This window comes from Saccharopolyspora pogona (assembly GCF_014697215.1).
Classification (GTDB): Bacteria; Actinomycetota; Actinomycetes; order Mycobacteriales; family Pseudonocardiaceae; genus Saccharopolyspora; species Saccharopolyspora hattusasensis.
Genome location: NZ_CP031142.1, coordinates 7,025,001 through 7,050,088, shown reverse-complemented (window position 1 = coordinate 7,050,088; position 25,088 = coordinate 7,025,001). Strand labels below are relative to the sequence as shown.

General features: G+C 68.6%; 21 protein-coding genes and 2 rRNA genes (1 of these 23 only partly in view). 2 read left to right on the top strand and 21 right to left on the bottom strand.

Annotated elements, in window-relative coordinates:
* Positions 1-97 precede the first annotated feature (97 nt).
* Entirely contained in the window at positions 98-973 is an 876-nt protein-coding gene (gene htpX, locus DL519_RS33060) for a zinc metalloprotease HtpX (RefSeq protein WP_190820652.1), read from the bottom strand.
* 263 nt (positions 974-1,236) lie between these two features.
* On the opposite strand from htpX, the gene DL519_RS33055 reads away from it, so the two are divergent.
* Positions 1,237-1,521, top strand: coding sequence for a hypothetical protein (locus DL519_RS33055; protein ID WP_190820650.1), 285 nt, complete (start codon positions 1,237-1,239; stop codon positions 1,519-1,521).
* A gap of 53 nt (positions 1,522-1,574) precedes the next feature.
* Here the strand turns inward: DL519_RS33055 and ddaH are convergent, their stop codons facing one another.
* Positions 1,575-2,399 carry a dimethylargininase gene (gene ddaH, locus DL519_RS33050; protein WP_190824370.1) on the bottom strand — a complete coding sequence of 275 codons (825 nt, stop codon included), beginning with the start codon at positions 2,397-2,399 and terminating at the stop codon, positions 1,575-1,577.
* 104 nt (positions 2,400-2,503) lie between these two features.
* Between ddaH and DL519_RS33045 the strand changes: the two genes are divergently transcribed.
* Positions 2,504-2,947 (top strand): Lrp/AsnC family transcriptional regulator, encoded by a 444-nt coding sequence (locus DL519_RS33045; RefSeq protein ID WP_190820648.1) that lies wholly within the window; start codon positions 2,504-2,506, stop codon positions 2,945-2,947.
* A gap of 42 nt (positions 2,948-2,989) precedes the next feature.
* Here the strand turns inward: DL519_RS33045 and DL519_RS33040 are convergent, their stop codons facing one another.
* From DL519_RS33040 to DL519_RS32950, 19 genes are all read right to left on the bottom strand, one after another.
* A complete protein-coding gene (locus DL519_RS33040) occupies positions 2,990-4,339 on the bottom strand; it encodes a sunset domain-containing protein (RefSeq protein WP_190820646.1) in 1,350 nt (449 codons plus the stop codon).
* Between the two features lie 259 nt (positions 4,340-4,598).
* Positions 4,599-5,627 carry a polyprenyl synthetase family protein gene (locus DL519_RS33035; protein ID WP_397544999.1) on the bottom strand — a complete coding sequence of 343 codons (1,029 nt, stop codon included), beginning with the start codon at positions 5,625-5,627 and terminating at the stop codon, positions 4,599-4,601.
* 46 nt (positions 5,628-5,673) lie between these two features.
* Positions 5,674-7,224, bottom strand: coding sequence for an NADH-quinone oxidoreductase subunit NuoN (gene nuoN / locus DL519_RS33030; protein WP_190820644.1), 1,551 nt, complete (start codon positions 7,222-7,224; stop codon positions 5,674-5,676).
* 32 nt (positions 7,225-7,256) lie between these two features.
* Positions 7,257-8,834, bottom strand: coding sequence for an NADH-quinone oxidoreductase subunit M (locus tag DL519_RS33025; protein WP_190820642.1), 1,578 nt, complete (start codon positions 8,832-8,834; stop codon positions 7,257-7,259).
* Positions 8,835-8,982: 148 nt separating this feature from the next.
* The gene (gene nuoL, locus DL519_RS33020) at positions 8,983-10,938 is read right to left on the bottom strand and encodes an NADH-quinone oxidoreductase subunit L (protein ID WP_190824368.1); all 1,956 of its coding nucleotides are present in this window, start codon (positions 10,936-10,938) and stop codon (positions 8,983-8,985) included.
* 83 nt (positions 10,939-11,021) lie between these two features.
* The gene (gene nuoK / locus DL519_RS33015) at positions 11,022-11,321 is read right to left on the bottom strand and encodes an NADH-quinone oxidoreductase subunit NuoK (RefSeq protein ID WP_010315547.1); all 300 of its coding nucleotides are present in this window, start codon (positions 11,319-11,321) and stop codon (positions 11,022-11,024) included.
* On the bottom strand, positions 11,318-12,268 hold the full coding sequence (locus DL519_RS33010) for an NADH-quinone oxidoreductase subunit J (RefSeq protein WP_190820640.1): 951 nt from the start codon (positions 12,266-12,268) through the stop codon (positions 11,318-11,320). Before DL519_RS33010 ends, nuoK begins: the two co-directional genes overlap by 4 nt.
* Positions 12,265-12,831: an NADH-quinone oxidoreductase subunit NuoI gene (gene nuoI, locus DL519_RS33005; protein WP_168585552.1), complete on the bottom strand. Its 567-nt coding sequence runs from the start codon at positions 12,829-12,831 to the stop codon at positions 12,265-12,267. Before nuoI ends, DL519_RS33010 begins: the two co-directional genes overlap by 4 nt.
* Entirely contained in the window at positions 12,818-14,119 is a 1,302-nt protein-coding gene (gene nuoH, locus DL519_RS33000) for an NADH-quinone oxidoreductase subunit NuoH (RefSeq protein ID WP_190820638.1), read from the bottom strand. The genes nuoI and nuoH overlap by 14 nt, the downstream gene beginning before the upstream one ends.
* Entirely contained in the window at positions 14,116-16,647 is a 2,532-nt protein-coding gene (locus DL519_RS32995; protein WP_190820636.1) for an NADH-quinone oxidoreductase subunit G, read from the bottom strand. Before DL519_RS32995 ends, nuoH begins: the two co-directional genes overlap by 4 nt.
* Positions 16,644-17,960: an NADH-quinone oxidoreductase subunit NuoF gene (gene nuoF, locus DL519_RS32990; protein ID WP_010315553.1), complete on the bottom strand. Its 1,317-nt coding sequence runs from the start codon at positions 17,958-17,960 to the stop codon at positions 16,644-16,646. Before nuoF ends, DL519_RS32995 begins: the two co-directional genes overlap by 4 nt.
* Before the next feature lie 8 nt (positions 17,961-17,968).
* Positions 17,969-18,742 carry an NADH-quinone oxidoreductase subunit NuoE gene (gene nuoE / locus DL519_RS32985; RefSeq protein WP_190820634.1) on the bottom strand — a complete coding sequence of 258 codons (774 nt, stop codon included), beginning with the start codon at positions 18,740-18,742 and terminating at the stop codon, positions 17,969-17,971.
* Positions 18,739-20,094 (bottom strand): NADH-quinone oxidoreductase subunit D, encoded by a 1,356-nt coding sequence (locus tag DL519_RS32980; RefSeq protein ID WP_190820632.1) that lies wholly within the window; start codon positions 20,092-20,094, stop codon positions 18,739-18,741. Before DL519_RS32980 ends, nuoE begins: the two co-directional genes overlap by 4 nt.
* Positions 20,095-20,200: 106 nt before the next feature.
* Complete coding sequence (locus tag DL519_RS32975) at positions 20,201-20,914, bottom strand: NADH-quinone oxidoreductase subunit C (protein ID WP_223839865.1); 714 nt, start codon at positions 20,912-20,914, stop codon at positions 20,201-20,203.
* A gap of 6 nt (positions 20,915-20,920) precedes the next feature.
* Positions 20,921-21,595 carry a NuoB/complex I 20 kDa subunit family protein gene (locus DL519_RS32970; protein WP_190820630.1) on the bottom strand — a complete coding sequence of 225 codons (675 nt, stop codon included), beginning with the start codon at positions 21,593-21,595 and terminating at the stop codon, positions 20,921-20,923.
* A gap of 72 nt (positions 21,596-21,667) precedes the next feature.
* Positions 21,668-22,078: an NADH-quinone oxidoreductase subunit A gene (locus DL519_RS32965; RefSeq protein ID WP_190820628.1), complete on the bottom strand. Its 411-nt coding sequence runs from the start codon at positions 22,076-22,078 to the stop codon at positions 21,668-21,670.
* Between the two features lie 113 nt (positions 22,079-22,191).
* A complete protein-coding gene (locus DL519_RS32960; protein WP_190820627.1) occupies positions 22,192-23,490 on the bottom strand; it encodes a geranylgeranyl reductase family protein in 1,299 nt (432 codons plus the stop codon).
* Between the two features lie 351 nt (positions 23,491-23,841).
* Positions 23,842-23,958, bottom strand: a 5S ribosomal RNA gene (rrf, locus tag DL519_RS32955).
* A 122-nt stretch (positions 23,959-24,080) separates the two neighbouring features.
* Positions 24,081-25,088 (bottom strand): 23S ribosomal RNA (locus DL519_RS32950); it runs 2,064 nt beyond the window's last position.

The following is a 25,088-nucleotide window of genomic DNA, read 5'->3' as shown; positions in this document are numbered from 1 at the left end:
TCTGCCGCGATTTCAATGGAAATCGAAGGTCCGATTTCAATGGAAATCGCGGACCGTCGGCGTGTCGTAGTCCGGTGCGCCGATATCCCGGGCGGCGTCACCAGGCCGGGGGGAGTTGGTGGCCGGCCATGCCCTCCAGGCGGCGAATGCGGTCGGCCATCGGCGGGTGCGTGGAGAACAGCCGGGCCAGCCGCTCGCCGGGGCGGAACGGGTTGGCGATCATCAGGTGCGACTGCGACACCAGCTGCGGCTCCGGTGACAGCGGCGTCTGCTGGGTTCCGCGCTCCAGCTTGCGCAGCGCGGACGCCAGCGCGAGCGGATCCCCCGTCAGCTGCGCCCCGGACGCGTCGGCCTGGTACTCGCGGGACTGGCTGACGGCCATCTGCACCACGGCCGCGGCGATCGGGCCCAGCAGCGCCACCAGCAGCATCGCGAACAAGTTGGGCCGGTCCTCGTCCTGGCCGCCGAACATGCCGAAGAACATCCCGAAGTTGGCCAAGAACGTGACCACGCTGGCCAGCGCCCCGGCGACGCTGGAGATCAGGATGTCGCGGTTGTAGACGTGCGAGAGCTCGTGACCGAGGACGGCGCGCAGCTCGCGCTCGTTGAGCAGTTCGAGGATCCCGGCCGTGCAGCACACCGCGGCGTTGCGCGGGTTCCGGCCGGTGGCGAAGGCGTTGGGCGCCCGCGTCGGACTGATGTAGAGCGCGGGCATCGGCTGCCTCGCCGAGGTCGCCAGCTCCCGCACGATCCGGTACATGGCGGGCTGTTCGGCCTCCGACACCGGCCGGGCGCGCATCGCGCGCAGGGCCAGGTTGGCCGAGTTGAAGTACGCGTAGCCGTTCATGCCCAGCGCCACGAAGAACGCGATGACCAGGCCGGTCCGGCCGAAGATCGACCCGACCAGCAGCACCAGCGCGCTCATGCCGCCGAGCAGCAGCGCGGTCTTCAAACCGTTGACGTGACTGTGCACCGTGCCTGCCTCCGCCCAAGGGCTCATCCGGTCATCGGTGGGATCGCCGGATTGCCTCTCGTGAGACCTTTCCACCTATTCCGAAGGTCACCCAGAAAACGAGCAGGCGCAGGTCGTAGTTCCGCTGAGCGAATGTGCTGAAGCCAACGTCTCAGGAGGTGACCGGCGTGACGGTCGCCCTCGAGGCGCGCCTTGACATAATCGATCGTTAGTTGAATCCGAAACCTACTCCGGCTCGGGGCCGGACGGCCGAAGGGAATCTGATGATCTTCGCCAAGCTGCGTCGACGTCGCTCGGCCGGCGAGGGTGCTGCGGCGCGGAACGACCAAGCAGACACCTTTCTCCCCCCGACACCGCTCGACAGCGGGCTGCGGAAGTGGCAAGGGCCGGGATTCGACGGCGACCTGCGGGTCGCCTGCCACGCCACCGCGACGCTGTGCCGCGAGGACTACTCGGTCAACTGGCAGGCCACCCTGGCCAAGGGCATCGCCGTGGTCGGCCCCACCATCAGTATCGAGCTCGGGGTGCTGGCGGTCCTGGAGCAGTAGCCCAGGCAGGCCGAAGGGCGTCGCCGCAGGTCGATGACGCCCTTCGCGCCCCCTCAGGCGTGCAGTTCCATCGTGCAGCACTTCGGCCCGCCACCGGACTTCCGGAGCTCGGAGACGTCCAGCAGGATCGGCTCGTAGCCGCGGCCGGCCAGCTGCGCGGCGAGCCCGGTCGCCTCCAGCGGCAGCACCACGTGGCGACCGTCGGAGACCCCGTTCAGGCCGAGGCAGGCGGCGTCGGCCGCGTCGGCGATCACGGCGTCCGGGAACATCCGCTCCAGCACGCGGCGCGACCCGGCCGAGAACGCCTCCGGGAGGTATGCGACCTGCGCCCGCTCGCCGCGTTCCAGCACGAACAGCGCGGTGTCCAGGTGGTAGTAGCGTGGGTCGACCAGCCGCAGCGACACCACGGGCACCCCGAGCACCTCCTGGGCCTCGGCGTGCGCCTCGGGGTCGGTGCGGAACCCGCTGCCGGCCAGCAGCACCCGGCCGGTCCAGGCGAAGTCGCCCTCGGCCTCGTTGATCCGGGACGGCATCACCAGATTCCGGTAGCCGCGGGTGACGAACCAGCGCCGGAAGTGCTCGGCCTCGGCGGCCCGCTGCGGAGCCCGGAACCGGGCGCCCAGCACCCGGTCGTCGATCACGATCGCCGAGTTGGCGGCGAACACCATGTCGGGCAGGCCGGGCTGCGGTTCGACCACCTCGACGACGTGCCCGAGCCGCTCGTACGTGCGCTTCAGCTCCTCCCACTGGGCCATCGCCAGGTCGGCGTCCACCGGCGTACCGGGATCCATCCACGGGTTGATCGAATACTCGACGGTGAAGTACTTGGGCGCGCACATCACGTAGTGCCGCGTGGTGGCCTGCAGCGGCGCGAGCATTTCTACAGCCTGAGTGACAGTGACCGTCATGAATCGAAATCTAAGTGTTGGTCTGACGAGCTATCAACAACGCTCCGTTCGTTTTTTGCGGCAGAATGTTGCGTATGGATGCCTTGGACCAACGAATCATTTCGCAACTGGTCGCCGATGCCCGGGCGAGCTACGCGGAGATCGGCGCGAAGGTGGGCCTGTCCGCGCCCGCGGTGAAGCGGCGGGTGGACAAGCTGCTGGACCTGGGCGTGCTGCAGGGGTTCACCGCGGTCGTCGACCCGGAGGCGCTGGGCTGGGGAACGGAGGCATTCGTGGAGGTGCACTGCGATGGCAACGTCCCGGCGCACCGGATCCGCGTCGGGCTCGAACCGCTGCCGGAGGTGGTCGCGGCCTACACGGTGTCCGGGCAGGCCGACGCGATCGTGCACTTGCGGGCGGCGAACATCCATCACCTCGAAGAAGCGATGGAGCGCCTGCGCTCGGTGGAGTTCGTGAGCCGGACGGTGTCCACAGTGGTCCTCTCCCGACTCATGGAGCGCCAACCCCAGCCGGAGTGAAGCCCCCGAACCCGTACCCGACCTCGTTTCGGTTAGCGGGCCTCAGGTGGCGCGGTGGCCGTTCCAGGGTTCGAAGCCGGCGATCTCGGCGTCGGCCGGAGTGCGGAACCACACGTCGGCGACGATCTTGCCGTAAGCCGGCGAATCGGGGCTGTGGTACTGCCTGGAAGCGGAGTGCCCCTTGATCATCGGCCCCGACCCGCCCGCCCGACCGGGCCTCGGCCCGGCACCGGGCGTGCGCCGCGGCAGCGGCGGCGGCTCCGCCGCGCCACCACCCCCGACCTTCGGGATCACCTGCGTCGCATCCGCTCCGACCGGCGGCACGTACGGCGTCTCCGACGCCCCGCCGCTTCGCGGCTCCACCGGCTCGAACAGCGACCGCAGCTGCCCGGACAACCGCGACTCCGTCGCGTCGTCCGCTCCGCGCTCCGCGTTCCCGGGCTCCGAAGACTCCGCCTGCTTCGCAGGCGTCCCGGCGGCGGCCTCCGCGGCGATCGCCGCGACCACTTCCGCTGGAGACCTCGCCGACGACTCCGTCGTCTCGGGTTCCGCGTCCGGCCACACCGTCGCGGGTTCTGCAGGCTGCTCCTTGGCGGGCGTCACGGCGGGCGTCCGCACGGTCTCGGCCGACTCCCCGACGACCTGCGGTTCCACCACCGGTTCGACAACCGTGTCGGGCTCGGCCGACGCCTGCGGCGAGGCGGGTTTCCGGGTGGCCGCAGCGGACTCCGCCGATAGCGGGGTCTTGGCAGGCTTCCGTGCCGTCCCAACCGATTCCGCCGAAGCCTGCGGCGTAGCCGCGCCACCGGCCGACTCAGGCTTCGCCGTCCCGGCGGGCTCCCTGGCTCCCCGCGGCTTCGCCCCGGCGCGCTTCCCGGCCGTGGGCGGCGTCGCCGCCCCGCCAGGCGTCACCCATTCCGCGGGCTTTCCCGGCGGCTGCGCATTACCCGCGGACTCCTCCGCAGCCGACGGGACGCGCGGCTGCACCGCGGCGGCGTCGCGGTTCGCTCCGACTGCGTTCACACGCTTGTCCCACTCGCGGAACCACTCGCTGTCGCTGTCGTTGCGTGCGGGCTTCGCCTGCTCCGGGGTCACCCAGGCCCGCGGGGCTCGCCTCCAGTCGCCGACCTCCGGCTCGTCCGGCTGTTCCCGGCGTTGTGGCGTCGAGCGCAGCAGGTCGAACGGGGCGTCACCGGCGGTCTGCTCGTCCGCCTCGTAGCCCTCATAGCCGCCCGCCTGGTCGTACGCGTACTCGTCCTCCGGGTAGGGCGCGGTGAATTCCGCCAGGCGGCGTCGCAGCGGGCGGACGAAGAGCAGCCAGGTGCTCAGCGCCCCCAACGCGAACGCGGCGAGGCTCCACAACCACACCTGGGTGAACAGCCAGGTGATCACGAGCGATGTCCCTCCTCAGGGCTCCAGCAGCGTCGCCAGTTCTCCGAGGGATACCTACCACGGGACACCCCTGCCGAGGGCCAGCTTGACCGGCTCGTGACACGCTCGGGTTGCCCCCGCACAACTTTCCGGGCACGCGAACGCTGTGGCTCTATCGGTTTTCCTGCCGACTATGAATCTTTGGGTTGCTATAGATAGCTGCCCAAAGGACTGACGGCCAGTGGTACCGGCGGAAACCCGTGATCGCCGCGGGTCCGCCTCAGCGAGTTCGCGCCACCACGTAATCGACCAGCATCCACAACGCTTCGCGGGCCGGGACGTCCGGCAGCGAGGCGAGCTCCTTGCGGGCGTCGTCGGCGAATTCGTCCAGGGTGGCGCGGGTCCGCGCGAGCCCGTTGGACGCGCGCAGCAGCTCCAGTGCCTCGTCGACCTCGGCGTCCACGGTCAGCGGCCCGGCGAGCAGTTCGCGCAGTCTCGGGGAGGTGTCCTCGTCGGCCAGCGCGTACAGCATCGGCAGCGTCCGTACCCCCTCGCGGAGGTCGGTACCCGGCGTCTTGCCGGACTCGTTGGCCGGCGAGGCGATGTCGATGATGTCGTCGGAGATCTGGAAACCAGTGCCCAGGATCCGGCCGACCCGCTCCAGCGAGTCGATCGTCGCCTCGTCCACACCGGAGAACCAGGCGCCGAACCGCCCGGCGGTGGCGATCAGCGAACCGGTCTTCTCGTAGATCACCGTGAGGTAGTACTCGACGGCGTCCTCGTCCGGACCGACCCCGACCGTCTCCCGCATCTGGCCGGTGACCAGCGCCTCGAAGGTGCCCGCCATCTGCCGGACCGCTTCGCTGCCGAGGTCGGCGATCAGCCGGGACGCGCGGGCGAACAGGAAGTCGCCGGTCAGGATCGCGACCGAGTTGTCCCAGCGGGCGTTGGCGCTGGTCGCGCCGCGCCGGATGGTCGCTTCGTCCATCACGTCGTCGTGGTAGAGCGTGGCGAGGTGGATCATCTCGACCACCGCCGCGGACTTGATCACCCCTTCCGCATCGGGGTCGCCGAACTGCGCGGCGAGCAGCGTGAACAGCGGCCGGAACCGCTTGCCTCCCGCATCCACCAGGTGCAGTGAGGTGCGAGTGGCGAACTCGAGGTCGCTGCGCACCGATTCGCGCAGCAGCCGCTCCACCCGGGCCAAGCCTTGCCGCACCGAGTCGGCCAACACCTCATCGGCGATGTCGAACCCGCCCGATCCGCCCATGGTCAGCTCACTGATCGGGTCACCCGCTGGCCTGCTCACGTCACCGTCGCTTTCGCTCCCCCGGATCGCCCTACGGGCGAGCACTCTACGACACGAAGCCACCGACGTTCGCCCAGTCCAGCGCCAAAGTCGGCAGCACGCCCAGCAACAGCGTCACGACCACACCGAGCGTGATCGCCGCTGTCGTGAACGCACCCGGCACGCTGACGGTGGGGCCGTCCGCGGCCGGTTCGCTGAAGTACATCAGCACGATGACACGAAGGTAGAAGAAGGCGGCAACCGCACTGGCCACCAGGGCCACCACCACCAGCGGGGCCATGCCATCCGCCAGCGCCGCCTCGAAGACCACGAACTTCCCGACGAAACCGCTCGTCAGCGGGATGCCGGCGAGGGCGAACAGCAGGAAGGTGAAGACCCCGGCGACCAGCGGTGAACGCTTCGCCAATCCGGCCCAGTCCGAAAGGTGAGTTGCCTCACCGTCGGCCCTGCGCACGAGGCTGATCACGCCGAACACGGCGATCGTGGTGAACCCGTAGGTCAGCAGGTAGAACAGCGTGCCGGCCAGCCCACGCTCGGTCATCGCGATCGATCCGATCAACATGAACCCGGCGTGCGCGACGGACGAGTAGGCGATCATCCGCTTGATGTCGCGCTGCGTCAGGCCGAGCACCACGCCAATGACCATCGACGCGATCGCCACGGCCCACAACACGCCGCGCCACTCCCAGCTGGACGCGTGGAACGCGACCTGCAGCACCCGCAGGATCCCGCCGAACGCGGCGACCTTGGTGCAGGCCGCCATGAAGCCGGTGACCGCGGTCGGGGCGCCCTGGTAGACGTCCGGGGTCCAGGTGTGGAACGGGCCGACCGAGGCCTTGAACAGCAGGCCCACCAGCAGCAGCCCGAGCCCGGCGAACAGCAGCGTGTCCGAGCGCTCCGTTCCGGCGGTGGCGTCCGCGATGGCCTGCAGCTTCACCGAACCTGCGTAGCCGTAGAGCAGGGCCAGGCCGTAAAGGAAGAACGCCGAGGCGAACGCGCCGAGGAGGAAGTACTTGACCGCCGCCTCCTGCGACAGCAGGCGACGCCGCTTGGCCAGCCCGCACATCAGGTACAGCGGCAGGCTTAGCACCTCGAGCGCGATGAACATGGTCAGCAGATCGTTCGCCGCGCAGAACACCATCATCCCGCCGAGCGAGAACAGCGCGAGCGGGAAGACCTCGGTGCGCATCCCCGCGACCCCGGCGGCCGCGCGGGTCATCGCGCCCGGCCCGTCGGTGGCCCGCGACTCAGCGACGAAGGCGCCGCCCGGCTCCACCGAGCGGTCCGCGATCATCAGGATCGCCGCCAGGCCGAGCGCGAGCAGGGTGCCCCACAGGAACAGCGTGGGCGGGTCGATCGCGAGGCTGTCGGACAGCGTGGTCACGCCCGTACCGCCGCCGCGGGCGTACCCCGCCAACGCCACCCCGGCGATCACGATCGCCGCGAGACTCAAGCCCACCTGCACCGACCAGCGCTGATGCCGCGGCAGGAACGCCTCGACGAGGATCGCCAGGCAGGCCGCGCCGAGGATCACCAGGACCGGGGTGATGGCCGCGTAGTCGATCGGCGGGATCTGCACGCCCGGGAGCTGCGTCATCGCGCCGGCCCCATTCGTCAAGACGCCCACTGTCAGTTACCTCCCTGCGAGGTCACGGGGTCGGTGACGCCGACCTCGCTCATGGTTGCCGCGACCGACGGGTTGATCACGTCCAACACCGGCTTCGGGTAGAAGCCCAACGCGAGCACCAACACGATCAGCGGGGTCAGCACCGCGATCTCGCGGGCGCCGAGGTCGCCAACCCGCAGCCGGTGCGCGCCCGGCTTGTTCGGGTCGGTCACCGCGCCCGGCCCGCCCGCGGTGCCCAGCAGCGCGTCACCGCGCACCGGTCCCTGCATCGTCCGCTGGTACAGCCAGAGCACGTAGACGGCGGCCAGCACCATGCCGATGGTGGCGAACACCGTGTACACCGGCTGGGTCTGGAAAGCACCGACCAGCACCAGGAACTCGCTGATGAACGAGTTCGTGCCGGGCAGCGACAGGGTGCTCAGCCCGGCGATCAGCAGCGTGCCGGCCAGCAGCGGCGCGACCTTCGCCATGCCGCCGTAGTCGGCGATCCGGGTGGAGCCGCCGCGCACGATCACCATGCCGATCACCAGGATCAGCATGCCCGTCGCAATGCTGTGGTTGATCATGTACGACACCGCGCCCACCTGCGCCTGCGAGGTGAACGCGAAGATGCCCAGCGCGATGAAGCCGAAGTGCGCGATCGACACGTAGGCGATGAAGCGCTTGAGATCGGTCTGGCCGAAAGCCTGCAGCGAGCCGTAGAGCACGCCGATCACCGCGAGCACCAGCACCATCGGGGCGAGCAGCTTCGACGCCTCCGGCGTCAGCGGCAGGCTGTAGCGCAGGAAGCCGAAGGTGCCGACCTTGTCGAGCACGCCGACGACGATCACCGCGACGCCGATCGGTGCCTGCTGCGCCGCGTCCGGCAGCCAGGTGTGGAACGGGATCAGCGGGGCCTTGATGGCGAACGCGGTGAAGAACCCGAGGAACAGCCACACTTGCACGCTGGTCGGCGCGTCGGAGAGCACCGGCACCAGCGACGCCCAGTCGAAGGTGCCGCGCCCGGTGACCTGCGCGCTGTAGACGTACGCGCCGATCGCCGAGGCGAGCATGATCAGGCCGCCGAGGAACGAGTACAGGAAGAACTTCACCGCGGCGTAGGTGCGGTTCTCGCCGCCGTAGCCGCCGATGAGGAAGTACATCGGGATCAGCATGATCTCGAAGAGCACGTAGAACAGGAACACGTCGGTCGCGGCGAACACCGCAACCGTCAGGGCCTGCTCCAGCAGCAGCAGCGAGAAGAAGCCGCCGTGGGTGCGCCCGGCAGGCAGGCGCTCGCCCCAGCTGTAGCCGAGCACCAGCGGAGTGAGCAGCGCGATCACCGCGATCATCACCAGCGCGATGCCGTCCACGCCGAGCGAGAGCCGGATGTCGAACGCCGGGATCCACTCCACCGAGCTGGTGAGCTGCAGCCGCGGTCCCGCCGGGTCGTAGGCGAACCACGCGGCGCCCGCGATCAGCAGCTCCGTCAAGGAGAACCCGAGCGCGGTCCACTTGGCCACCACCGCGTTCCCGCGCAGCAGCACCACCACCACCGACCCGACGATCGGCAGCAGGATCAGTGCGAGGAGCAGGGTCATCGGATCTCCTCCCGGAGCTCGCTCGGCCAACGGAGTCCACAGTGGTCACGCGCCGTCACCGAAGTGCGGGGGTTTGCCAATTTCGCGAGAAATTGACGTTCACCCGGGTGACGGTCAATTTCTCGCGAAATTGACACCAGCCACGTCGTCATGTCGGGATCCCCACTGCCATCAGGGCGGCGATCACCAGGATTCCGCCGAAGAGCATGGACAGGGCGTAGGACCGGACGAAGCCGGTCTGCAGCCGGCGCAGGCGGCCGGAGCTGAAGCCGAGGAACCCGGCGATGCCGTTGACAGTGCCGTCGACGCCCTTCTGGTCCACAGTGACCAGTCCCCGCGCCAGGCCGAACGTCGGCCGCACCGCCAGGAAGTTGTTCAGCGCGTTGCCGCCCAGGTCCGCGCGGGCCGCGCGCACGATCGGCGACACCCGCTCCGGGCGCTCCACCGGAACCGGCTTGCGCCCGACCACCAGCCAGGCGATCAGCACGCCCAGCGCGGAGAGCGCGACGGTCAGCACCGGGATCATCGCGTGCGGGATCGCGGTGTGCTCGGCCTCGTGCAGTTCGCCGAGCGACGGCGCGAGGAATCCGACCAGCCGGTCGCCGCCGGCGAAGAACATGCCCGCCGCGACCGAGCCGACGGCCAGCACGATCATCGGCGCGGTCATCACCGCGGGCGACTCGTGCGGGTGGAAGGCTCTGTTCGCGCCCCCGGGCGCGTTCTCGGCATTCAGCTTCTCCCAGCGCTTCTCGCCGAAGAACGTCATCAGCACCAGGCGGGTCATGTAGAACGCGGTGATCGCCGCGCCCAGCATCGCCGCGCCGCCGAAAACCCAGCCGCGCCAGCCCTCCTGGCCGAACGCCGCCTCGATGATCGCGTCCTTCGAGTAGTACCCGGACAGGAACGGGAAACCGATCAGCGCCAGGTAGCCGAGCCCGAAGGTGGCGAAGGTGATCGGCATGAACCGGTAGAGGCCGCCGAACTTGCGCATGTCGACCTCGTCGTTCATGCCGTGCATCACCGAACCGGCGCCGAGGAACAGCCCGGCCTTGAAGAAGCCGTGGGTGAGCAGGTGCATGATGCCCAGCGCGTACCCGGCCGGGCCGAGCCCGACGGCCAGCATCATGTAGCCGATCTGGCTGACCGTGGAGTACGCCAGGACCTTCTTGATGTCGTCGTAGGCGCAACCGATGATGCAGCCGACCAGCAGCGTCACGGCGCCGACGATGGTGACCGCCAGCTGCCCCCCGGGCGAGAGCGTGAACAGCGGGTTGGACCGCGCGATCAGGTACACGCCCGCGGTGACCATGGTCGCGGCGTGGATGAGCGCGGACACCGGGGTCGGGCCTTCCATGGCGTCCGGCAACCACGCCTGCAGCGGCACCTGGCCGGACTTGCCGCAGGCACCCAGCAACAGCAGCAGCGTGATCGCCAGCAGCACGCCCGGCGTGAGCTCGCCGGCGCGGGCGAAGACCTCGGTGTACTGGGTGGTGCCGAGGTTCGCGAACAGCAGGAAGATCGCCAGCGCCAGGCCGACGTCGCCGACCCGGTTCATCACGAACGCCTTCGTCGCCGCCGCGGCCGCCGACGGGCGGCCCTGCCAGAAGCCGATCAGCAGGTACGACGCGAGGCCGACGCCTTCCCAACCCAGGTACAGGGTCACGAAGCTGTTGCCCAGCACCAGGACCAGCATCGCGGCGACGAATAGGTTGAGGTAGGCGAAGAACCGGCGGCGCTCGGTGTTGTCCCGCCCGGTGCGGCCTTCCTGGTCGTGCGCCATGTAGCCGATCGAGTAGATGTGGATCAGCGAGCCCACACCGGTGATCAGCAGCACGAACACCATCGCCAGCGGATCGAGCCGGAGCCCGAAGTCGACCTGCAGGGCGTTGACCGGGATCCACGAGAACATGTGCAGTTCCCGCACCTGGCCACCCTGGGGCATCCCGGCGATGGAGCTGAACAGCAGCACCCCGTACACGAAGGATGCGATCACGGTGGCGCAACCGAGGATGTGGCCCCAGCCGTTGGCCCGGCGTCCGGCGACGAGCAGGATCAGCGCGCCCAGCGCGGGGAATACGACCAGCAGCCAGGCGTTCTGCTGGATCCCGCCGGCCGCGCTGACCACGTCCGGGTTGGTCCCGGCCAGGAAGGCCCCGGGAGTCATCATTGCCGTCACCACGCGCCCTCTCAGTACTTCAGCAGGTTGGCGTCATCGACCGAGGCCGAGCGACGCGTCCGGAAGATCGACATGATGATGGCCAGGCCGACCACCACCTCGGCCGCGGCGACCACCATCACGAAGAAGGCCATGACCTGCCCGTGCACCGTCCCCTCGATGCGGGCGAAGGTCACCAGCGTCAGGTTGACCGCGTTGAGCATCAGCTCGATGCACATGAACACCACGATCGCGTTGCGCCGCACCAGGACCCCGACGGCACCGATGGTGAACAGCAACGCCGACAGCAGCAGGTAGTAGGTGGGGGTCACTGCCGGACCTCCTCGGAGGAGACGTGCTCGGACTCGTGGCCGTTGGTGCGGCCCGCCCCGTTGCCGTTGGCGTGCGGGAGGTCCGAGTTGTTCTGCTCGGGCATCGAGGAAGTCTCCTCGTGGTGCCCGCCGGTCAACGCGTGCGGATCGGGCTCCGGCTCCTTTCCGGCGACCGCGCGCCGCTCCTCGCCGAGCCGATCCGTGGACAGGTTCTCCAGCAGCTCCGACAGCGATTCCGGCGCCACCGAGCCGTCCGGCAGCAGCGCCGGGACGGCGACGGAGTTCGCCGTCGCGTACACGCCGGGGCCAGGCAGCGGCGACGGGCGGTCACCGCGGAACCGGGCGTTGGCCCGCTCCTTCTGGCTCAACCGCGGGCCGCGGCCCTTGCCGCCGTAGGCCAGCACCATCGCGCCCACCGCGGCGGTGATCAGCAGCGCCGAGGTCAGCTCGAACGGGAACAGGTAGTCGGTGAAGATCAGCCGCCCGAGGCCGCCCGCGCCGCCACCGGCCGGGGTCCACGGGTCCAGCGGCGCGGCGGGCTGCACCGCGGTCAGCGCCCGCGCCAGCCCGGAGACCAGCAGCACGGCCAGGCCGATGCCGCCGAGGCCGGCCCACAGCCGCTGCCCGCGCAGCACCTCGACCACCGAGTCCGAAGAGTCGCGGCCGACCATCATCAGCACGAACAGGAACAGCATCATGATCGCGCCGGTGTAGACGATGATCTGGGTGAAGCCCAGGAACGGGGCGCTCTGCACCATGTAGAGCACGCCGAGGCTCAGCATCGTCAGCGCCAGCCACAGCGCGGAGTGGACCGCGTTGCGGGCGAACACCATGCCCAGCCCACCGACGAGCGCCAGCGGGCCGAGCACCCAGAAGACCACCGTCTCGCCGGTGCCCACCACGCCGCTCGGCGCCTGCGCGAGGAACTGCGCCGCTTCGAGGGTCATCTCCCGGCCTCCTCATGCCCGGACTCGACCGTCTCCTCCGCCGGAATCCCCCGCTGCCGGGCCAACTCGGGACCACGCACGTAGTAGTCCTGCTCGTCGTTGCCCAGCCGCATCGGGTGCGGCGGCTGCTCCATGCCGGGCAGCAGCGGCGCCAGCAGGTCCTCCTTGGTGTAGATCAGGTCCTGGCGGTTGTCGTCGGCGGTTTCGTACTCGTTGGTCATCGTCAGCGCGCGCGTCGGGCAGGCCTCGATGCACAACCCGCAGCCGATGCAGCGCAGGTAGTTGATCTGGTAGTCCTTGCCGTAGCGCTCACCGGGCGAGAACCGGGCCTCGTCGGTGTTGTTCCCGCCCTCCACGAAGATCGCGTCGGCCGGGCACGCCCAGGCGCACAGCTCACAGCCGACGCACTTCTCCAGCCCGTCCGGATGCCGGTTGAGCTGGTGGCGGCCGTGGAACCGGGGCGCCGGGATCTTCTTGACCTCGGGGTACTCCTCGGTGACGACCTTCTTGAACATGGTCGAGAAGGTGACGCCGAAGCCCTTGATCGGATCAAACATTCCCATGAGGCGCCTCCTCGCCTTCCGGACCCGCGACCTCGCCGGCACCGCTGCGCACCGGGGTGCGGCGCGGTGGGGTCTCGGGGACTTGCAGGTCCAGCGGCGGAACCGGGTAACCGCTGCCGGCCAGCGGGATCTCGTCGGCGTCCTTGGCCGGTTTGCGGTCCGGGATCAGGAACGTCGCCGCCAGCAGGATCGCGATCACGACGCCGCCGCCGATGAGGAACTGCTGCGAGGTGACCGCTTCCTCGTTGCGCAGCGCGCGGATCACGGTCACCACGATGATCCACACCAGGCTCAGCGGGACCAGGAACTTCCAGCCCAGGTTCATGAACTGGTCGTAGCGCAGCCGGGGCAGCGTGCCGCGCAGCCAGATGAAGAAGAACAGGAACGCCACCGTCTTGCCGAGGAACCACAGCACCGGCCACCAACCGGTGTTGAGCACCCCGTCGCCGATCAGCGACAGCGGCCACGGCGCGTGCCAGCCGCCGAGGAACAGCGTCGTCGCCAGCGCCGAGACGGTGACCATGTTGATGTACTCGGCGAGGAAGAAAAGCGCGAACTTCAGCGACGAGTACTCGGTGTGGAACCCGCCGACCAGCTCCGACTCCGCCTCCGGCAGGTCGAACGGCGCGCGGTTGGTCTCACCGACCATGGACACCACGTAGACGGCGAAGCTGAACGGCAGCAGCAGGAAGAACCAGCCGCCCGTCTGCGCTTCGACGATGCCCGAGGTGGACAACGTGCCCGAGTACATGATCACCGCGACGAACGACAGGCCCATCGCGATCTCGTAGGAGATCACCTGCGCCGCCGAGCGTAGCGAGCCGAGCAGCGGGTACGGCGAGCCGGAGGCCCAGCCCGCCAGCACGATGCCGTAGACGCCGATGGAGGCGCAGGCCAGCACGACCAGCAGGCCGACCGGCAGGTCCACCAGTTGCAGCGCGGTCCGCTCGCCGAAGATGGTGACCTCGGGGCCTATCGGGATCACCGAGAACGACACCAGCGCGGGCGTCGCCGAGATCACCGGGGCCAGGAAGTACACCCACTTGTCGGCCAGGACGGGCCGGATGTCCTCCTTGAACGCCAGCTTCAGGCCGTCCGCCAACGACTGCAGCAACCCGAACGGGCCCGCCCGGTTGGGGCCGGGCCGGTGCTGCATCCGGCCGATGACCCGGCGCTCCGCCCAGATCGTCAACAGCGTCATGACGACCAGGAAGACGAAGATCACCAGGACCTTCAGCAGGATCAGCCAGAGCGGATCGTCGGCGAGCAGTTCCGCGGTTCTGGTCATGCTCTCCCCCCGTCGAGGTGGGTGGTGCCGTGGCCGTTGCCGGCCGCGGCGGACATCGGCGTGGTGGCGGCGATGTCGACGAGCGCGCCGTGCCCGACGCCGAGGACGCGGTGCACCTCCGACGTGCCCGAGTCGGCGGGCAGCCACAGCGCACCGTCGGGCATCTCGGCGAACTCGACCGGCAGCACGACCGCGCCCTTGGCGGTGCGGACCTCGATGCGCTGGCCGTGGCCGAGGCCGATCCGCTGCGCGGTGCGCGGCGAGAGCACTGCGACGGTCCGCCGCGCGGTGCCCGCCAGGTTCGGCTCCTCGGCCTGCATCGACCCGTTGTCGAGCAGCTGCCGCCAGGTCGCCAGCACCGCTTGGTTCGCACCGAAAGCCGGCGCCTGCCCGCCCGGTTCGTCCGGCGCAGGCAATCGAGCGCCGGTGTGCGGTCCGATTCGGTCCAGTTCGGCGCCCGCGGCGGCCGGGGTCTGGGTGAACAGGTCCGCGTCCATCTCCACCGCGAGCGTGTCGAGCACCCGGCAGTCCGGCAGGGCCCCGGTGCCCTCGATGGTGGTGCGGAATTCGCGGCGGCGGCCTTCCCAGTTCAGGTAGCTACCGGCCTTCTCGACACTCGGCGCGATGGGCAGCACCACGTCGGCGTGCTCGGTGACGGCGCTGGGCCGCAGCTCAAGGCTGACCACGAAGTCCGCGCGGTGCAGGGCCTTGTCGGCCAGCGCCGGGTCGGGCAGGTCGTTCGGGTCGACGCCGCCGACGACCAGGCCGGACAGCTCCCCGGCCGCGGCGGCGGTGAGGATCGCGGTGAGGTCGCGACCGGCCGTCGTGGGCAGCGCGCCGGAGGCCAGCCCCCAGGACTGCTCGATCTCGGCGCGGGCGGCCGCATCGGCGACCGGTCGGCCGCCGGGCAGCAGCGTCGGCAGCGCGCCGACCTCGATCGCCCCGCGCTCCCCGGCCCGCCGCGGGATCCAGGCGACCCGGGCTCCGGTCCGCTGCGCGGTGCGCAGGACCTCGGAGTACAGCCCCGGAATCTCCGCCGCGCGCTCACCGACGATCAGTACCGCGCCCGGCTGCTGCAGCGCGTTCTCCGCATCGGCCGGGAGTTCGCGCAGGAGCAGGGGCTCATCGCCCGGCATGCACGGGATCAGCGAGCCGGTCCGGACCGGGCCGCCGTCGTGCACGATGACCGTCGTCTTCTCCACGCCCGGCGAGGCCCACGGCCCCACGTGGAACACCTTGGTCTTTCCCTTGCGGGCCGCTTTCCGCAGCCGCAGGAAGACGATCGGCGATTCCTCCTCCGGCTCGAAGGCCACGCACAGCACCGCGGGCGCGGACTCCAGCTCCTGGTAGGTGACCCCGGTCCCCGGCGTCACTCCCACCACGGTGGACTCCAGGAACCGCAGCTCCTCCTCCGAGTGCGGACGCGACCGGTAGTCGATGTCGTTGGTGCGCAAGGCGATCCGGGCGAACTTCGAGTACGCGTAGGCGTCCTCGACGGTCAACCGGCCGCCGGGCAGCACCCCGACGCCGTTCGCGTCCCGGGCGGCGGCCAGCCCCTTCGCGGCGGCCTGCAACGCCTCGGTCCAGGACGCGGGCCGCAGCTCGCCGTTCTCGCGGATCAGCGGCCGGGTGATCCGGTCGCCCGCGGTGGCGTAGCGGAACGCGAACCGGCCCTTGTCGCAGATCCACTCCTCGTTGACCTCCGGGTCGTCCCCGGCCAGCCGCCGCATCACCTTGCCGCGCCGCCAGTCGTTGCGGATCTCGCAGCCGGACGCGCAGTGCTCACACTGGCCGGGCGTCGACACCAGGTCGAACGGCCGGGACCGGAACCGGTAGGCCGCGCTGGTCAGCGCCCCGACCGGGCAGATCTGGATGGTGTTGCCGGAGAAGTACGACTGGAACGGCTGCTGCTCACCGATGCCGATCTGCTGCAGCGCCCCGCGCTCCAGCAGCTCGATGAACGGATCCCCGGCCACCTGCTTGGAGAACCGGGTGCAGCGCTGGCAGAGCACGCAGCGCTCCCGGTCCAGCAGCACCTGCGAGGAGATCGGCACCGGCTTGGCGAAGGTCCGCTTCGCGTCGTGGAAGCGGGACTCCGCGCGGCCGTGCTTCAACGCCTGGTTCTGCAGCGGGCACTCGCCGCCCTTGTCGCAGACCGGGCAGTCCAGCGGGTGGTTGATCAGCAGCAGCTCCATCACGCCCTGCTGCGCCTTGTCCGCCACCGGCGAGGTCCGCTGCGTCTTGACCACCATGCCGTCGGCGACGGTCATGGTGCAGGACGCCTGCGGCTTGGGCATCGGCCGCCCACCCATCTCGACCTCGACCAGGCACTGCCGGCAGGCCCCGGCCGGGTCCAGCAGCGGATGGTCGCAGAACCGCGGGATGGTGATGCCCATCCGCTCCGCGGTGCGGATCAGCAGCTCGCCCTTGGGCGCCACGACCTCGATGCCGTCGATGGTCAGGCGGACGTAACCCGGAGGCAGCGGACGGGCTTCTGCAGTGTCGTTCGAGCTTGGTGCCACCGTCATCGGGCCGCTCCTACCAGTGCGGACTCGCCGGTCTTGTTCTTCTCACACAACGCGAGGAACTCCTCGCGGAAGTACTTGATGCCGCTGACGATCGGGCTCACCGCGCCGTCACCGAGGGCGCAGAACGACCGGCCGAAGATGTTGTCGCAAACGTCCAGGAGGGTGTCGATGTCCTCCTCGGTGCCGCGCCCGTCGACCATTCGCTCCAGCACCTGCGCCAGCCAGTAGGTGCCCTCCCGGCACGGCGTGCACTTGCCGCATGACTCGTGCTCGTAGAACTGGGTCCACTTCATCACAGCCCACGGCACCGAAACCGTCTCGTTGAATACCATCACCGCGGTCGTGCCCAGCATCGACCCGGCCTCGGCCGCGCCCTCGAAGTCCAGCGGCACGTCCAGGTGCTCGGCGGTGAACATCGGGGTCGACGAGCCGCCTGGCGTCCAGAACTTCAGCGGGATGCCGTCCTTCATGCCGCCCGCCAGCTCCAGCAGCTCGCGCAGCGTGGTGCCCAGCGGGGCCTCGTACTGGCCGGGCCGCTCGACGTGCCCGGAGATCGAGTAGATCTTCGGGCCGGGCGACTTCTCGGTGCCCATCTTGCGGAACCACTCGGCGCCGCCGTTGACGATGAACGGCACCGAGGCGATCGTCTCGACGTTGTTGACCGTGGTCGGGCAGGCGTAGAGCCCGGCGGCGGCCGGGAACGGCGGCTTCAGCCGCGGCTGCCCGCGCTTGCCCTCCAGCGAGTCGAGCAGCGCGGTCTCCTCGCCGCAGATGTAGGCGCCCGCGCCGGCGTGCACCACGATGTCCAGGTCGAAGCCGGAATCGAGGATGTTCTTGCCGAGGTAGCCGGCCTGGTAGGCCTCGCGGACCGCGTTGTTCAACCGCCGGATGGGGTGCAGCGCCTCGCCGCGCACGTAGATCATGCAGTGGTTGGCGCGCATCGCGTAGCTGGCGATGATGCAGCCCTCGATCAGCGAGTGCGGGTCGGCCATCATCAGCGGGATGTCCTTGCAGGTCCCCGGCTCACCCTCGTCGGCGTTGATGACCAGGTAGTGCGGCTTGACCGGGTCCTTGGGCATGAAGCTCCACTTCACCCCGGCGGGGAACCCGGCGCCGCCGCGACCTCGCAGCCCGGCGGCCTTGACCAGCTCGATGAGCTGGTCGGGGTGGGCCTTGAGCGCCTTACGCAGCGCGGTGTAGCCCTCCAGCTGCTCGTAGGTGCGCAGCGTCCAGGAGGTCGGCGACAGCCACCGCTTCGTCAGTACCGGGGTCACCGGGCTGGTGCTGGGCTGGCTGTTGGTGGATTGGGTCATGGCCACCCTCACTTCTTCTCCGGCAGCGGCGGCATTTCCACGTCGTCGGGCATGCTCGGCGCGGTCCAGCCGCGCTCGTTGGCCAGCTGCGCGCCGCGCACCGTCTCGACCGCGGCCGAAGGTCCGGCCACAGTGGACTCCAGGTCGTCGAAGAAACCGGCCAGCTGGCGCTCGGCACCGCGGAAGCCGGACAGCGCGGGACCCCGCGTCGGGGCCGGTTTCTCCCCGCGCTGCAACGCCTTCACGAGTTCCAGCGCCTGCTCGGGCGTCTGGTTGTCGTAGTACTCGTAGTTGACCTGCAGCACCGGGGCGAGGTCGCACGCGGCCAGGCACTCGGCGTGCTCCAGCGTGATTGAGCCCTCTTCGCCCGGCGTACCGGCCGTCTCGTCGTGCCCGACGCCGAGGTGCTCGCTGACCTTCCGGTAGATCTTGTCGCCGCCGAGGGCCGCGCACATCGTGTTGGTGCAGACGCTCACCAGGTGCTGGCCGCAGGGCTTGCGCTTGTACATGGTGTAGAACGTCGCGACCGCGCTGACCTCCGCAGTGGACAGTGCCAGCTGCTCGGCGCAGAACTGGACGCCCTCGGCGCTGACGAAACCCTGCACTGACTGCACCAGGTGCAGCATCGGCAGCAGCGCCGACCGGGACTCCGGGTACCGCGCGATGATCTGCTTCGCGTCGGCCCACACGTCCTCGCCGAACACCGAGGTGTCGCCAGGAATGGACACTGCCTCGTGGTCAGTTTGTTCTTTGTTCGTGGTGAACTCGAACTGCTCGGTCATCGATCCACCCCGCCCATCACCGGGTCGATGGAGGCGACCGCCGCGATCACGTCGGCCACCAGTCCGCCTTCGCACATCGCAGGCATCGCCTGCAGGTTCACAAAACTGGGTTCCCGCACGTGCACCCGCATCGGCCGGGTGCCACCGTCGGAGACCACGTGGTAGCCGAGCTCGCCGCGCGGCGACTCGATCGGCACGTACACCTGGCCGGGCGGCACGTCGAAGCCTTCGGTCACCAGCTTGAAGTGGTGGATCAGCGACTCCATCGACTGGCTCATGATCTTGCGTACGTGCTCCAGCGAGTTGCCCATGCCGTCCGGGCCGATGCTCAGCTTCGCCGGCCAGGCGATCTTCTTGTCCTCCACCATGTGCGGGCCGGGCTCGAACTTGTCCAAGCACTGCCGGATGATCTCCAGGGACTGGTGGATCTCCTCCAGCCGCAGCAGGTACCGGGCGTAGCAGTCGGCGTCGGTACTGGTGGGCACCTCGAACTCGTACTCCTCGTAGCCGCAGTACGGCTGGATCTTCCGCAGGTCCCAGGCAAGCCCGGCCGCGCGCAGCAGCGGGCCGGTGACGCCGAGCTGCATGCAGCCGTCCAGCGGCAGGTAGCCGACGTCCTTCAACCGCTGCTTCCAGATCGGCTGGCCGGTGAACAGCTTGTCGTAGTCCGGCAGCCGCGAGTCCATGACCTTGACGAAGTTCAGGATCTTCTCCCGGTAGTCCACCGGGAGGTCCTGGGCGACGCCGCCGGGGCGGATGAACGCGTGGTTCATCCGCAGGCCCGTCAGGTACTCCAGCAGGTGCAGGACCTCTTCGCGCTCGCGGAAGCCGAAGGTCATGCCGGTGGTGGCGCCGAGCTCCATCGCGCCGGTCGCCAGGAACACCAGGTGCGAGGAGATCCGGTTGAGCTCCATCAGCAGCACCCGGAACACCTGCGCCCGCCGCGGCGCTTCGATGCCCAGCAGCTTCTCCACCGCCATGCAGTAAGCGGCCTCGTTGTGCAACGGCGCCAGGTAGTCCATCCGCGTCACGAAGGTGACGCCCTGCGTCCAGGTGCGGTACTCGGTGTTCTTCTCGATGCCGGTATGCAGGTAGCCGATCACCGAGCGGGCCTTGGTGACAGTCTCGCCTTCGAGCTCCAGCACCAGCCGCAGCACGCCGTGGGTCGACGGGTGTTGCGGGCCGAGGTTGATGACGACCCGCTCCTCGCCGGACGTCTCGTCGATGAACTCGTCCCAGTCGCCGCCGGTGACGGTGTAGACCCGGCCCTCGGTGGTCTCCCGCGACTGCGCCTCGCCCGGGTGGCCGTGCGGGTCGCCGAAGCCGGTGTCGGCCAGTGGTTCGGTAGTCATCTCCAGCACCTCTCCGCAGTGTGCTGCGGTCCTCGGACCGCAATTTCAATGGAAATCAGACCTCTGATTTCCATTGAAATTGCGGAAAACCCTCGCCGCGCGGCTATCACGAGTACGCCCTGCGCTGGTCCGGCGGCGGGATCTCGGCGCCCTTGTACTCCACCGGGATCCCGCCCAGCGGGTAGTCCTTGCGCTGCGGGTGGCCGTCCCAGTCGTCCGGCATCAGGATCCGGGTCAGCGCCGGGTGCCCGTCGTAGACGATGCCGAACATGTCCCAGGTCTCGCGTTCCTGGAAGTCGGCGGTCGGATACACCGGCACCACCGACGGCAGGTGCGGATCGTCGACCTCCAGCACGACCTCCAGCCGGATCCGGCGCCGGTAGGTCATCGAGGTCAGGTGGTAGACCGAGCGCAGCCGCTGCGGCACCTCCGGGCCGTAGTCCACACCGGACACCGAGCTGCACAGCTCGAAGCGCAGCGCCGGGTCGTCCCGCAGCGTCCGGCAGATCTCAAGCAGGTGGTCGCGGTGCACGTAGAAGGTGATCTCCCCGCGATCGACGGTCACCTGCTGCACGGTGTCCGCGGGCAGGCCCTGCTCGTGCAGCGCGGCGAAGAGGTTGTCGGCGACCTCGTCGAACCAACCTCCGTACGGGCGCTCCGCGGCGGGCGGCACATAGGCCGGCAGCCGCAGGCCGCCGTAGCCGGAGGTGTCGCCGGTGCCGCGAACCCCGAACATGCCCCGGCGGGCGTGACCGGAGACCGGCGCGGACTCCTGCCGGACGGGCTCCACTGCCCGGGACTGGGATTCATTGTCTGCCAACCGAACTCACCTGCCCGCTTTGAGCTCGCGGGGGCGCTTAGGCGCTGGGTCCAGCGCCCCCAACGACGGATCGGAACCCAATTCGCGGCGCTGCGCGGCCTGCTGCCGCTCGGCCCGGCGCCGCTGCGCCCAGTTCTTCGGCGCGTACCGCTCGGAGGACGGGATCATCGGGGTGCGCTCGCCGCTCTCCAGCTTCAGCTGCGCGCGCTTCGCGTTGATCGGCTCGTCCATGATCTTGGCGTGCAGCTTGAGGATCGCGTCCAGCAGCATCTCCGGCCGCGGCGGGCAGCCCGGCAGGTACATGTCCACCGGCACCACGTGGTCCACGCCCTGCACGACCGCGTAGTTGTTGAACATGCCGCCGGTGGAGGCGCACACACCCATCGCCAGCACCCAGCGCGGTTCCGGCATCTGGTCGTAGATCTGCCGCAGCACCGGCGCCATCTTGTTGGAGACCCGGCCCGCGACGATCATCAGGTCGGCCTGGCGGGGTGTGGCGGAGAACCGCTCCATGCCGAAGCGCGCGATGTCGTAGCGGGAACCGCCGACGGTCATCATCTCGATCGCGCAGCAGGCCAACCCGAACGTCGCCGGCCACATCGAGGTCTTCCGGGTCCAGTTGACGAGCTTTTCAACGTTTGCCAACAGGATGCCGTTGGGCAGCTGCTCTTCGAGCCCCATCTCCGGCACTCCTTCCCGCTCCGCTGCGGCTAGTTCTTCCGAAAGTCGTGGGCCGGCCCGCTCGGGCGTTCCCTAGTTCCAGTCCAGGCCGCCTCTTCGCCAGACGTAGACGTAGGCGAAACCGACGGTTGCGATGAAGAGCACGATCTCGACCACGCCGAACAGGCCGAGGGCGTCCGCAGACACCGCGAATGGGTAAAGGAAGACCATCTCGATGTCGAACAGGATGAACAACATCGCGGTCAGGTAGTAGGCGACCGGCATCCGGCCGCCGCCGATCACCGGCTGCGGCGACGGCTCGATGCCGCACTCGTAGGCGTCGAGCTTCGCCTTGTTGTACCGGCGGGGACCGACCAGTGGCGCGATCGCGACTGAGAACACCGCGAACGCGAGCGCCAGCGCGAACAACAACACCAGCGGGACGTAGGCATCAAGCACTCCGCTGCCCTCCTTCGGCGGCCCCCGCCGAGACGCAGAACACATCTACGGCTTCGGTGCGCACTCTATGCGGTCGACCGTATCGACTCCGTAGTGAGGCGAACCTAACTTTGAGAGGTCCGGCACACTGCTCGGGACATCTGACCAGACTCGTGCCATCAAGCGCTAGGGGTCAGCCGAGTAGTGGTGCTGATCACACGGTCCATCGCGTCGCCGCCCTTCTCGTCGTAGAGATTTGCCAACAGTTTCAACACGAAACGCATCAGCGTGGCCCTCGGTAGACCATGCTTGGTGGCCATCCGCATGACGGTGGGATTGCCAATCAACTTGCTGAAGATGTTGCCCATCCGGAAGTAGCCGCCGAGCGCCTGCTGCACCGCGGTCGGGTACCGGCGCAGCGCCTGCTCCCGCGAGAATCCCGCCGGTCGGGCGAGCGCGTGCACCACGCATTCCGCTGCCAGCGCGGCGGATTCCATCGCGTAGGCGATGCCTTCGCCATTGAACGGGTTGACCATCCCGCCGGCGTCGCCGACCAAGAGCAGGCCGTTGCGGTAGTGCGGCATCCGGTTGAAGCCCATCGGCAGCGCCGCGCCGCCGATCCGGCCGGTGGCGTTCTCCTCCCGGAACCCCCACTCCTCCGGGGTTCCGTCCAACCAGGAACGCATCAGCTGGCGGTAGTCCGTCTTGCCGTAGGCCTTGGAGGTGGACAGGATGCCGAGCCCGACGTTGACGGTGCCGTCGCCCATCCCGAAGATCCAGCCGTAGCCCGGCAGCAATTTCGGTTCGTCGGGGTTCGAGCGGTCCCACAGCTCCAGGTGCGACTCCAGGAAGTCGTCCTTGGTGCGCGGGCTGGTGTAGTACCGGCGCACCGCGATGCCCATCGGCCGGTCGTCGCGCTTCTCGATGCCCACCGACAGCGCCAACCGGGCCGAAACCCCGTCGCAGGCCAGCACCAACGGCGCACGGTACGTGACCGGCGTGCGCTCCGGCCCGGTCTTGGCCTCGACCCCGGTTATCCGGCCGGTTCGCTCGTCGGTGACCGCGCCGGTAACCGTGGTCTGCTGCAGCAGGCGAGCCCCGGCGCGCTGGGCGTTGCGGGCGAGCAGGTCGTCGAAGTCGTTGCGGGGGCGAACCACGCCGTAGGGCGGGAAGTCTGCCAGGCTCGGCCAGTCCAGTTCCATCCGCACGCCGCCGCCGACGACGCGCAGACCCCGGTTGTGCAACCATCCCGCTTCCTCGCGGGTGTCGATGCCCAGGTCGATGAGCTGCTTGACACCCCTCGGGGTGATGCCGTCGCCGCAGACCTTCTCCCGCGGGAAGACGCTCTTCTCGAGAAGCAGGACGTCCAGGCCGGCGCGGGCCAGGTACGTCGCAGCCGTCGATCCGGCCGGTCCGGCTCCGACGACGATCACCTCGGCGTCTTCGTCCGGTCGGCGGCGGCTGGTGGCGCTGGTCATGACACTCCTTGGTCCGGTGCAATGCGCGGCGCGGTCCGCTCGTCCCGGTGGACCGCCCCGGGAACCCGCTTGTGAACGAGTTCACTAACTCCCGAGTCTAAGCCGGACGAACCTCGCGATCGAGCCCTCGAACTACGCCACCCGAGTGACCACCACCGCAGGTGGCAGCCCCCGGCTGCGCCGCTCGGAGGAGTCCCGTCCCCCAGGTGGCCGAAGGAGCCGACGATGCCCGCCTCGCGGCCCGGTTACTTCTCGTCGGCCGCCACGCGGGATTTCGGGGATGCAGAAATGGAGAGAGCCCCTCTTTCCTTCCGATTCCGGAAGGAAAGAGGGGCTCTCCCTCAAATAGTGTGTCGGCGGTGTCTTACTCTCCCACACCCTGTCGAGTGCAGTACCATCAGCGCTGGGGAGCTTAGCTACCGGGTTCGGAATGGGACCGGGCGGACCCTCCCCGCCATCGCCACCGACAACCCTCAACCCGCCGAAAACGACAGGAAACCAGGCGTCAGAACACGAATGACACATGTTCTATTATCAAATAGGTTCTGGTTGTTGTCCCAGAACCGTATAGTGGGTGCGTAGCAATCTTTGTGAGCAAGTCCTCGGCCTATCAGCACCAGTCAACTCCACACGTTACCGTGCTTCCATATCTGGCCTGTCAACCCAATCATCTCTTGGGGGCCTTAACCCACAAAGGGTGGGAGACCTCATCTAGGAACAGGCTTCCCGCTTAGATGCTTTCAGCGGTTATCCCTCCCGAACATAGCCAACCAGCCACGCTCTTGGCAGAACGACTGGCACACCAGAGGTTCGTCCGTCCCGGTCCTCTCGTACTAGGGACAGCCTTCCGCAAGTCTCCTGCGCGCGCGGCGGATAGGGACCGAACTGTCTCACGACGTTCTAAACCCAGCTCGCGTGCCGCTTTAATGGGCGAACAGCCCAACCCTTGGGACCAACTCCAGCCCCAGGATGCGACGAGCCGACATCGAGGTGCCAAACCATGCCGTCGATATGGACTCTTGGGCAAGATCAGCCTGTTATCCCCGGGGTACCTTTTATCCGTTGAGCGACACCGCTTCCACCAGCCAGTGCCGGATCACTAGTCCCTGCTTTCGCACCTGCTCGACCCGTCAGTCTCACAGTCAAGCTCCCTTATACACTTACACTCAACACCTGATTGCCAACCAGGCTGAGGGAACCTTTGGGCGCCTCCGTTACTCTTTGGGAGGCAACCGCCCCAGTTAAACTACCCACCAGGCACTGTCCCCGATCCGGATCACGGACCCGAGTTAGATGCCCGGAACGACCAGAGTGGTATTTCACCAACGACTCCACACCCACTAGCGTGAATGCTTCACAGTCTCCCACCTATCCTACACAAGCCGAACCAAACACCAATACCAAGCTATAGTAAAGGTCCCGGGGTCTTTCCGTCCTGCCGCGCGAAACGAGCATCTTTACTCGTACTGCAATTTCACCGGGCCTGTGGTCGAGACAGCGGAGAAGTCGTTACGCCATTCGTGCAGGTCGGAACTTACCCGACAAGGAATTTCGCTACCTTAGGATGGTTATAGTTACCACCGCCGTTTACTGGCGCT